General features: G+C 46.0%; 6 protein-coding genes. All 6 read left to right on the top strand.

Going from position 1 to position 11,729, the window contains the following annotated elements; all coding sequences use genetic code 11:
• Positions 1-113: 113 nt before the first annotated feature.
• Positions 114-2,141 carry an aceric acid hydrolase gene (locus ED312_RS07520; protein WP_123215398.1) on the top strand — a complete coding sequence of 676 codons (2,028 nt, stop codon included), beginning with the start codon at positions 114-116 and terminating at the stop codon, positions 2,139-2,141.
• Positions 2,142-2,518: 377 nt separating this feature from the next.
• Positions 2,519-5,866: a SusC/RagA family TonB-linked outer membrane protein gene (locus ED312_RS07515; RefSeq protein WP_123215397.1), complete on the top strand. Its 3,348-nt coding sequence runs from the start codon at positions 2,519-2,521 to the stop codon at positions 5,864-5,866.
• A 19-nt stretch (positions 5,867-5,885) separates the two neighbouring features.
• Positions 5,886-7,841 carry a RagB/SusD family nutrient uptake outer membrane protein gene (locus ED312_RS07510; RefSeq protein WP_123215396.1) on the top strand — a complete coding sequence of 652 codons (1,956 nt, stop codon included), beginning with the start codon at positions 5,886-5,888 and terminating at the stop codon, positions 7,839-7,841.
• 193 nt (positions 7,842-8,034) lie between these two features.
• Positions 8,035-8,418, top strand: a complete 384-nt coding sequence (locus ED312_RS07505) for a hypothetical protein (RefSeq protein WP_123215395.1) — start codon at positions 8,035-8,037, stop codon at positions 8,416-8,418.
• Between the two features lie 111 nt (positions 8,419-8,529).
• The gene (locus ED312_RS07500) at positions 8,530-10,245 is read left to right on the top strand and encodes a polysaccharide lyase (RefSeq protein ID WP_123215394.1); all 1,716 of its coding nucleotides are present in this window, start codon (positions 8,530-8,532) and stop codon (positions 10,243-10,245) included.
• 59 nt (positions 10,246-10,304) lie between these two features.
• Positions 10,305-11,729: pectate lyase family protein (locus ED312_RS07495; protein WP_123215393.1), on the top strand; the 1,425-nt coding region annotated here is incomplete at its 3' end.

The raw sequence follows: 11,729 nt of genomic DNA, 5'->3' as shown, positions 1-11,729 counted from the left end.
AAGCCACCGACTTGCCTAGCGCCGAATCTGCTGGATGAATGATAGTTCGTAGTGGGGAGGGATTATTAAGTTAAAAAACCTGGAACCAGTAACCAGTAACCAAATCAACAACAATGAAAACACACAGAAAAGCATTATACATCATAACACTCTTCATATTTCAGGGAATCACAGCCCAGGACAAATCTCTGGTAAATACCTCCGAAAGCCCTTATGCCCGGCTACGTGGAGCAGGTCTGGCCGATGTGTCCTGGACCGGTGGTTTCTGGAAGGAACAGTTCGATATTGCGAAGAACAGTACCTTACCGTATATGTGGGACCTCTACCACGATGCAGAGACCACACATGCCTATCGCAATTTTGAAATAGCAGCGGGCCTTTTGAAGGGTAAGCATGACGGGCCTTCATTTAATGACGGTGATTTTTACAAGATTATGGAAGGTATGGCAGCCATGTATGCCGCTACGGGCGATGCTGCCCTTGATGAGCAGCTGGACAAGGCCATAGCCCTTATTGCAAAGACACAACGCAAAGACGGCTATATACATACACCGGTTCTTATAGAAGAACGCTGGGGCACCCTGGGGGAAGAAGAACTGCAAAAGCAGCTTGGGTTTGAGAAATACAATATGGGACATTTAATGACAGCTGCCTGTGTGCACCACAGGGCGACCGGAAAAGACAACTTTTTGGATGTGGCCAGAGGAGTAGCCGATTATCTCTACGATTTTTACAGAAAGGCATCACCCGAACTGGCGAGGAATGCTATTTGCCCGTCTCATTATATGGGAATAGTGGGAATGTACCGTACTACCAAAGACCCCCGTTACCTGGAACTGGCCAAAAATCTTGTGGACATTCGCGGCACCACCCACGATGGGACCGATGACAACCAGGATCGTATCCCGTTCCGGGAACAGAAAAATGCGATGGGTCATGCGGTCAGGGCCAATTATCTCTACGCTGGTGTGGCCGATCTGTATGCGGAGACCGGAGAAAAGGCTCTCCTGGATAATCTGCAATCCATCTGGGAGGACGTGGTATACCGTAAGATGTATATAACCGGGGCCTGTGGTGCCCTTTACGATGGGGTGTCCCCGGACGGCACCTCGTACGATCCTGCCGAAGTTCAAAAAATTCACCAGGCGTATGGCCGGCCATATCAGTTGCCCAATGCCACCGCACACAACGAAACCTGTGCCAATATAGGCAATGTGTTGTGGAACTGGCGTATGTTACAGGTCACCGGCAATGCCAAGTATGCAGATATTGTAGAACTTGCCCTGTACAATAGTGTTTTATCCGGTATAAGCCTGAAGGGAAAAGAATTCTTATATACCAATCCGCTATCGGTTTCAGGTGATTTGCCCTTTGAACAACGCTGGGGGAATACCAGGCAGGGATACATAGCCCTGTCTAACTGCTGTGCGCCCAATATAACCCGTACACTGGCCGAGGTCGGCGACTATGCCTACAGTTCGTCCGAGGAAGGGATTTATATCAACCTGTATGGGAGCAACCGATTGGAAACCACATTGGCAGATGGCTCCGGAATAGTTCTGGAACAGCAGACCGATTATCCCTGGAGCGGGAAGATTACCGTTACAGTGGAAAAAGTCCCCGCTCATCCTTTCGGTATTTTTCTCCGGATTCCCGGGTGGAGTAAAAACCCGAAAATACGGATAAACGGCCGGAAGGTTTCGGAGCAGGCGTTGCCCGGTACCTATGCCGGACTCAACCGCAAATGGAAAAAGGGTGATAAGATTGTCCTCGACCTCCCCATGCCTGTAACCCTCATGGAAGCCAACCCTCTCGTGGAAGAGACTGCCGGCCAGGTTGCTGTTCAGAGAGGACCGGTGGTATACTGCCTGGAATCCGCCGGGGTACCGGGAGGAAAAAGTATCAGCGCAGTGGAACTGGACAGCAATGCAGAATTCGAACTTGTGCCTTATTCCATAGAAGGAAGGCCTGTCATTGCATTAAAGGCACCCGGCCATCTCAAAGCATCCGGGCAATGGGTAAAATCCCTGTACCGCCCTCTCCGGAAAGAAGCAAGTATCGTGCCCTTACAATTCATACCCTACTTTGCCTGGGGAAACCGGGGAGAAGGGGAAATGCGTGTGTGGATGCCCTACAGGTAGCGGTTTTCTGAAAAGCCGGTCATGCCCCCGATCTTTCCTGATATGCCTTTCCGGTACCTGTATTCGATAGGGCTTTGGCTATGTGAGTTTTAACATAAAAATTAAAAAAAGCAGTACAGTACAGGACACTTTATTAAAAATAACTGCTGACATTTGACTACTCTACATTTTTAGAGGGGTATAATTATCAAATTAATACTTATCAAAAATCGCTTTTTCCTGGAAAGTTAGACAGGTTTCCGGAGATACAAGGCGAAAACTCTTGTTATGACTGTTAAAATAAATGTAAAAACCACACTAAAATGCAATCGATTACAAGGCGTAATCACCTGGTAATAAGTAACATATTTTGATTAACTGACTAAAACCATTAACCAATGAAACACGAATGTATAAAAAGGTGGCTGACGATGTTGATTCTCCTTGGAAGCATTATTGCCTATGCCCAGGACAGGGTGGAGGCTACAGTTTCCGGTACGATAACGGATACTATGGGTGTACCGCTGCCGGGGGTTACTATTTTGATCAAGGACACCAATGACGGAACTGTCTCCGACATGGATGGAAGTTTTGAGATAAATGCTTCCGAAGGAGATATTATACGCTTTTCCTATATAGGAATGAAAAGCGTAGAGCATGTGGTCGGTGAAAATCTGAACATAGACATTACTATGGAAGAAGACAATGCCCAGCTTGACGAAGTTGTGGTGGTAGGATATGGTGCCCAGAAAAGAGAAGACCTTACGGGCGCTATCAGAACTATCAATCCGGATGAGGTCCGGGACCTTCCCGTATCCAATCTTTCCGAGTCCTTACGGGGACAAATACCGGGACTATCCGTATCCGGGGGATCTACACGTCCCGGGGAGGCCGCAACCCTTCAGATCCGGCAGACTTTCGGATTTTCTAAAGACGGAGGTACATCACTGCCTCTGGTTGTAATTGATGATATGATACAGGTAGATCCGGAAACAGGGCTTCCTACCCTGGAGACATTTAATCGCTTAGACCCTTCGGAAATAGAAAGCATTACCGTTCTAAAGGACGGTTCGGCAGCAATTTACGGTGCACGGGCATCCCAGGGGGCCATAGTAGTAAAAACAAAAAGGGGAAAGATCGGCAAGCCCACATTTAACTATTACAGCCAGTTTTCTTTTAACGATGCCGTAAGTCACAGTAAAACCATGAGTGCTTATGAATATGGCATCTGGCATAACAGGTTTTTGAAAGCAGACAACCGGGACGATGAAGGAAGAAACCTGTTTTCCGCTGAAGAACTGGATGAAATGAGGAGTCTCGATTATAACTGGCTGGACAAGGCATGGTCTGCAGCAGGACAACAACGACATTCCTTTAGTGTAAGCGGGGGAACCGAGAAAGCAACTTACTTTGCCGGGGTTACCTACTTTACACAAGGATCAAATCTGGGAGAACAGGATTATGATAAATGGAATTTCCGTACCGGTGTAGATGCCAAAATCTCGGAAAGTTTTGATCTGTCAGCCTCTGTTTCCGGAAATTCCGGGAGTGTGGAAAAATCATTTACGAAGGCTGCTGCAAATATCAACGACAGCAGCTACGGCTCCAAAGCCGGAGGAGGAGAGCAGGCAGACTACGGCTATCTGTTGCATATGCCCAGGTACATTCCCTGGCATACAACTGTAGAAGGAGAAGATTACTGGATGTCACCGTTTCCGCGTACGGACCGCAATCTTGGAAGTGCCAATTCCAATCGTACCATTGCAGGATGGAATTACTTCGCCACACTGAATAACGGATCAAAGCAAACGGAAGAAGATTTTATGTATAATTTTAATGTGTCCCTGACCTATAAGGTTCCTTTTATTAAAGGGCTGTCCGTAAAGGGTACATTCTCCAGGAATGAAAATTCCACATATACCGAGCAGGTTCAGTTGCCTTATGAGCTGGCAAGGATTACCAATTACAATAGCGAAGGCCGTCACCTCGCCAGTGCTGCCGGAGATTCGGATTATAAGATAGAGACCAACGAACGTAATTCACGCGTTTATTACAATAATTATAACAGTAAAAGTACCCAAGCCAACTTCTTTATAAATTATGCCAGGACTTTCGGAGATCATGATATCAGTGCCATGGTATCCATGGAACGTGCCGAATCCAGTTATAAGAGTACGCGTCTGGCCTATGAAAATACATCTGCTGACTATCTGGGTACGCATGAAACGGCAGGAGAACTATCCAATAACTCCACCTCCTACAAAGGAGAAGCCGGAACCCTTTCTTATCTCGGCCGGGTTAATTATAGTTACAAATCGAGATATTTATTCCAGTTCCTTTTCCGTAGTGATGCTTCTACGAAATTTGCACCGGAAAATTACTGGGGCTTCTTTCCTTCCCTCCAGCTAGGGTGGATCATGTCTAAAGAAAACTGGTTCGTGGATGCCTTACCCTGGATGGATTTCCTGAAGATACGTTATTCCGTAGGTAAAACTGGAAAAGATAATATCAAGGCCTGGAGATGGATGCAGTATTATGATTTGTATACCGACAAGGGATTTCAATTTGGCGAGAATGGTGGAATGTTAGGGAACGGACTCTCGCCTAAAGTAAACCCTAACAGAAATGTAGGCTGGGATAACACCCTAAAACATAATGCGGGACTGGATTTCAATATCCTGGACAACAGGCTACAGGTTACAGCTGATTTTTATTATGACAGGACCACGGATATGCTTACGGGTATGGCAGGTGCTGCGGGAGTCCCTATTTCTGTAGGTGGTGGATTCGCTGAACAGAATTTTGCGGCAGTGGATGCCTGGGGAGCGGAGTTTAGTGTAAACTGGCGCGACGATATAACGAATGATTTTTCCTATAACGTAGGGGTCAACTTCGGATTCTCCAATAACAAAGTCAAAAAATACCCGGAACAGGCCCTTCAGCACCCGTCTAATAACATAACACAGGAAGGAGCATCACTTTTCTTCCCGGTCTGGGGAATGGAGACCTGGAAAGAAACGTCTACGGGAGATGGTATTTTACGTACCGATGAAGATATACAAAGATACTGGAGCTATCTTTCCGAAAATGCGGCAGCAGCAGGGGTAGACCCTATGTATTTTGATATTAATTCTATGGATGCCATGCGCAAAGGAATGATGGCCTATAAAGATGTAGGAGGCCAGTTCGATACGGAAAACGGCACACAGGCAGGCCCGGACGGACAGGTTACAGAAAACCTGGACTATGTAAAACTGGTGAAAAAGAACCGCACCTACGGCTTCACTACAAACCTGGGAATGGCCTACAAATCAGTTTACCTAAGGACCCAGATTCAGACGTCCTGGGGAGGAGTTCGTATGGTGGACATTGTTAAGCAGGGAACATCTTCATCGCACAACATGTGGGCACATGAAAGTTACTGGAAAGATATGTATGATCCGGACGATAATCCGGATGGAAAATATCCTAACCTGGCTTTTTACGATTATGTTGCACAGCCATCAGATTTCTGGAAATTAAATACTTTTTCATGTGCCATACGAAACCTTACCGTAGGGTATGAACTTCCCAAAGAGTTCCTGTCCAAGGTTTTTATAAACAGGCTTACCGTTGGTGTAACAGGGAACAATCTTTGGTTTTTGAATAATCCGTATCCTGATAATTACCGGAATATGTATGATAACTCCTATGTCAGTTATCCCACACTCAGAACATGGACGGTTAATCTAAATGTGTCATTCTAACTTAAACCGGAAAATAATTATGAAAACAAATATAAACACATATGTAAGCATGATCTTTCTCTTGGTAGCAGGGGTTTCCTGCAGTGATGATTTTCTGGAGGACATGAAAAACTACGGAGAGTACGACGATACGTTTTACCAAAGTGAGGAGCGGGTTACCGCATATATTGATAATGTATATTACGATTTTTTCGCAGCCTTTACTTCGCCATCATCTACTGTAGTAGGATCTTATAAGACTGAAAATTCCGGTATGACCGAAGAAATAGGAGGAATGCAGGATCTGATAAATCCAACCCTCACCTTTTTTAATGCTGACGATGCTTCTGGCTATTACGGTACCAGACTGGAAGATAAAGTAAAGAACGAACCTTATCACAGGATAAGAGATTGTAATGCGTTTCTGGAGGAAATAGATATCAAAGGAGAAAAGCTGGACGAAGAGTTCCGCAACCGGGCCAAAGGGCAAATGTATTATTTGAGGGCATTGCAGTATTTCGATCTGATGCGTGTCTATGGAGGTGTGCCCGTTGTAACCGAGGTTCAAACACCATCCGCAACCGACGAAAGTATAAAACTTCCCCGCGCAAGTGTTACCGAAGTGGTGGAGCAGATAGTAGCAGATTTCGATATGGCCGCAAGCCTGTTACCGGAAAACTGGGAACCGGCAGATTACGGACGTTTTACCAAAGGAGCAGCCCTGGCTCAGAAAGCAAGGGTATTGCTTACCTATGCCAGCCCGCTTTTCAACAGCAATTGGGATAGTAGTGAACGCTGGCAAGCAGCTCTACAGGCCGCTTTGGAAGCAGAAAGCCAGTTAACTGCAGATGGATACGGATTATACGGAAGTTCCGCAAAAGACTGGGAAGAAATGTTCCTGGTAGATAATTCGTTCTGTTCCGAGGCTATTACCGTACAGCTTTTAGGTAGCGGTAACCTGAGTAATTATCTGAACAATTCATGGGAGCAGAATATTCGATTAAATAGTCAGGATGGTGGCGGAGGACAATCGGCCCCGAAAGAAATGATCGATTTGTTCCCTATGGCCGACGGTTCCAGGCCTACCGCCGCAAACGGATATGACGATTTTCTTTTCTTTCTCAATAGAGACCCCAGGTTTTACAGAACCTTTGCCTTTTCCGGCAGAAAATGGGGGTATAAAGAAGATCCGGAATCTGTCGTATGGGCATATCGCTGGTTAGACAGTAATGATGAAGCACATTTCAGCGATAATAACCAATTATCCAGTCCTGCGTTTGTCCGCAAAATGACCAATAAGAATGTGACCGGTGAAAGCGGTTTCGAATATTCAGGAACAGATATTTTCGAATACCGTTATGCCGAATTATTGCTGAATATTGCCGAATGCTACGCCGGAATAGGGGACCTGGGTAACTGTACCGCCTATCTCGGTAAAGTAAGACAGCGGGTAGGTATTCCGTCTGCCAATAATTACGGGATCGGTACGCTGGGCAGTAAATACGAAGCTATCGAAGCCTGTCTGTACGAACGCAGGGTGGAACTCGCCTATGAAGGAAAGCGTTTCTGGGACATACAGCGCTGGATGTTGTATAACGATGATGCTTCGGCAGGAAATAACACCTGTGCCGTGCTCGGAATGGAGCCTATTAACGGTACCCAGCGAACAGGGCATTTCCTGCAATATAATGGAGTGTCTGTCGCAGACGACCCCCTGGCCGGTATGCGCGAAGATATTTCTGTAGATCCCGATGCCGGTGATTTTGAAGAGCAATTACAGGAACTGGCCGGTTTTTATACCGATAATTTTGTCCTGGAAGAACTGATAACTCCTATGGATAATGTTAACGGAGATCCCGTTCAGATAGACTGGAAGCAGAATTATTACATCCAGGGACTGAACAGCAGTGTTTTGACACAAAATGACTGGCTGGAACAAACCATAGGCTGGAAGGATGCTTCCGGAGCAGACGGAACTTACGATTATAGAGAATAGATAACCGATAAAAATCGGGTTTTTAGTAGTGGATAAGGATAAACGAACCAAAATATTCCGGTAAGAGAATAAGTTCGTGTAGATAAATATATTGTCGGAGGTGAAAGGAAAAAACAATAAAACCAACCTTTTTTCTTAGTCCGTGGCAATATATATAACAGTAAGAATTTTGCAAATCTTAAATCATATAACTATGAAAAGAGCTATTGTGCTATTCAGTTTAGTGTGTTTCTTTTTATCCGGTGGATTCACCTCCATTTCTGCACAAAATTCTGTAGAACTGGGGATTATATTACCCTATAGCGGAAACTATAATAATTGGATAATAACCTTTACAGGAAGTAACGGTACCTATACTTTTACTACGAATGACGACAATTTTGAATCCCAGGTACTGGGGGTCATTCCGGAAGGTACTTATGACATAGAATTTGACAGTGGTTATTTTCCCTCCGGCTTTGATTTCGGAGTGTGCGGTCCTACATACTACCATTTCCGGGCAAGGAACGATAGCTTTACCTGGTATGGTGCCGTTGTAGAAGAAGGGACATATATTCAGATTGATCAAGGTTATTGACCTCCGTATAGAGGATACCTGATCTTAACCGAGCAACATCCTTATCCATTACTTTTATAAAAAGCACAATAGTCATCGAATTAATTGTAAAAAACCGAAAACACCTAATTTATGATCCATAAAAAAATTGCATTATCACTATTACTGATAGCCTGTTCATTAGTGGCTTTTGCGCAGTATCCGAAACTCACGGAAGAAGACAGGGCCAAAGAAAAAGCGATCAAAGAAGAAGCGCTCAGGCGATCGGACGAAGCCTGGGAAAAAGCATTGCCAGTAGTAGAAAAGGAAGCAAGAGAAGGAAAACCATATATTCCCTGGGCATTCCGGCCCGATGACCTGCCCCAGGCAGATATCCCCGTGTTTCCCGGGGCAGAAGGCGGTGGGATGTACAGTTTCGGTGGTCGCGGCGGCAAAGTGTATACAGTGACCAGTCTCGAAGACAGGGGCCCCGGAACACTCCGTTGGGCCTGTGAACAGGGAGGAGCACGGATTATCGTATTTAACGTAGCCGGGATCATCAAGCTGGAAAGCCCGCTTATTATACGTGCCCCCTATATAACCATTGCAGGGCAGACCGCTCCGGGCGACGGGGTCTGCGTAGCCGGAGAGACCGTATGGATAGATACCCACGATGTCGTTATCCGCCATATGCGTTTCCGCAGGGGAGAAACCTTTGTAGGGCGGAGAGATGATGCCATAGGAGGAAACCCCGTAGGAAATATCATGATAGACCATGTTTCCGCCAGCTGGGGGCTCGACGAAAATATGTCTATATACAGGCATATGTACAGTCCCGGGGCCGATTATAAAGATGAAAAGCTCGGTACGGTAAACGTAACTATCCAGAACAGTATTTTCTCCGAAGCACTGGACACCTACAACCATTCCCTGGGAAGTACCCTGGGAGGGGAAAATTGCGCATTTATGCGTAACTTATGGGCTAACAATGCCGGAAGGAACCCGTCTATAGGATGGAATGGCATATTCAATTTTGTAAATAATATCGTATTCAACTGGAGTCACCGTACCACCGACGGAGGAGATTACAAGGCCAAGTATAATATCATCAATAACTACTATAAGCCCGGTCCGGTAACAGACCTGGAATCACCTGTAAGTTACCGTATCCTTAAACCCGAATCCGGACGTAGTAAGCTGGACTCCCTTGTGTTCGGAAGATGTTATGTAGAAGGAAATATCATAGAAGGAAATCCGAAAGTGACCCGTGATAACTGGGCGGGAGGTGTGCAAATGGCCGGAAAGGATGATTTAATGACTTTTGAAGAAGCTTCTAAATATTTCCCCTATATGAGGGCTAAGGAGCCCATGCCCATGCCGTACATGACCATATTACCGGTCGAAAAGGTACAGGATTACGTATTATCGAATGTAGGAGCTACATTACCCAAAAGAGACCCCGTAGACGAACGGGTGGTCCGTACCGTAAAAACCGGGAAACCGGAATATGTAAAAGGGCTCGATCCGGAATCTTTCTACCAGTTCGAACACAGAAGGCTCCCTCCCGATGCCTATAAGCAGGGGATCATAACCGATATTGCCCAGGTAGGAGGGTACCCTGATTATAAAGGAAAACCATACAAAGATTCCGATAAAGACGGTATGCCGGACAAGTGGGAAAAAAAATACGGACTGGACCCTAATGATCCGTCAGATGCAAACAAGGATATGAACGGGGACGGATACACCAATATCGAGAAATACATAAACGGTATAGACCCCACCGGAAAAGTAGACTGGAAAAATCTGGAAAACAATAAAGATGTGCTTGCAGAACAAAAAAACGGTTTGGCAGCATATACAAAATAATAAATTATGCACGGTGGGAGCCGTTGGTTTCCGGCTCCCGTCAAAATTAATATCAGTAAATGAAGTCTAGAATTGTTTCAATAGTTGCTTTTTCCGTATTTACGGTATTTCAGGCCCATGCGCAGTATCCCGAAATACCCGGGGAAGAACAGGCAAGAACCGATGCCATGATGCAGGCAGAAGAAGAAAGACTGGCTGAAAAATGGGAAAAAGAAGTGTTCCCGGTTATTAAAAAAGAAAGAAAAGAAGGAAGGCCTTATGTAGTTTGGGGGGCGTACCCGGGCGATTTCATAAAGGCTGATATTCCGGCGTTCCCCGGGGCCGAGGGCGGTGGAGCCTTTACACCCGGAGGAAGAGGAGGTAAGGTCTATGTAGTAACAAGCCTGGAAGACAGCGGTCCCGGGACCCTCAGGGAAGCCTGTGAGGCCGGGGGAGCCAGGATTGTGGTTTTCAATGTGTCCGGTATCATTAGGCTGAAAACCCCCATCAGCGTCAGGGCCCCTTATATAACTATAGCAGGCCAGACCGCTCCCGGAGATGGTGTCTGTGTGGCAGGAGAAACCTTTTCCGTGGACACCCACGATGTAATAATAAGGCATATGCGCTTCAGAAGGGGCGAAACCGAAGTCACCCGGAGAGACGATGCCCTGGGCGGAAGCCCGATGGGAAATATCATCATAGACCATTGTTCCGTAAGCTGGGGTCTGGACGAAAACATGTCCATGTACAGGAATATGTTCAAGCCCAACGAAAATTCCGAGCGGCAAAAACTTCCCACAGCCAATATAACCATTCAGAATTCCATTTCTTCAGAAGGACTGGATACTTACAATCACGCTTTCGGAAGTACCATAGGGGGCATGCATAGTTCGTTTCTGCGAAATCTCTGGGCCAATAACGTAGCGCGGAATCCTTCCATCGGAATGTATGGCGATTTTACCTTTGTCAATAACGTACTTTTCAACTGGTGGAACCGTTCCGTAGACGGCGGGGATTACCGCTCCATGTACAACATCATTAATAATTACTATAAACCAGGCCCCATAACACCCGATGACGATGTACGCTACCGGGTACTGAAACCCGAATCCGGATGGCTCGATCCCAAAACCTACGGCCGTGCCTATGTAAATGGAAATTTCGTGGAAGGAAATCCCGGGGTAACCAGGGACAACTGGAATGGCGGGGTACAATTGGGCGGGTCGCCTAAAGAAGAATGGCCGGAGCATTTTGCCTACATGAAACAGGACAAACCCTTTGATGTTCCCTTTTACACCAAAATGTCCGCCAGGGAAGCCTATGAATACGTCCTGGAAAACGCAGGAGCAACCCTGCCCAAAAGGGACCCTGTGGACAAAAGGATAATCAGGCAGGTACGTACCGGGGAAATCAATTATCCGGACGGACTGGAAGCAGATACCGGAAAAGAATATGTAAAAAGGAGACTTCCCGCCGATTCCTATAAAAAAGGTATTATTGTCAAT

This window comes from Sinomicrobium pectinilyticum (genome assembly GCF_003725735.1).
GTDB lineage: Bacteria > Bacteroidota > Bacteroidia > Flavobacteriales > Flavobacteriaceae > Sinomicrobium > Sinomicrobium pectinilyticum.
This window is presented reverse-complemented; position numbering and strand designations above follow the sequence as displayed.

Excerpts from the sequence above, each read along its gene's own strand:
- ED312_RS07520 (WP_123215398.1), top strand. The coding sequence starts at position 114 with ATGAAAACACACAGAAAAGCATTATACATCATAACACTCTTCATATTT.
- ED312_RS07515 (WP_123215397.1), top strand. The coding sequence starts at position 2,519 with ATGAAACACGAATGTATAAAAAGGTGGCTGACGATGTTGATTCTCCTT.
- ED312_RS07510 (WP_123215396.1), top strand. The coding sequence starts at position 5,886 with ATGAAAACAAATATAAACACATATGTAAGCATGATCTTTCTCTTGGTA.
- ED312_RS07505 (WP_123215395.1), top strand. The coding sequence starts at position 8,035 with ATGAAAAGAGCTATTGTGCTATTCAGTTTAGTGTGTTTCTTTTTATCC.
- ED312_RS07500 (WP_123215394.1), top strand. The coding sequence starts at position 8,530 with ATGATCCATAAAAAAATTGCATTATCACTATTACTGATAGCCTGTTCA.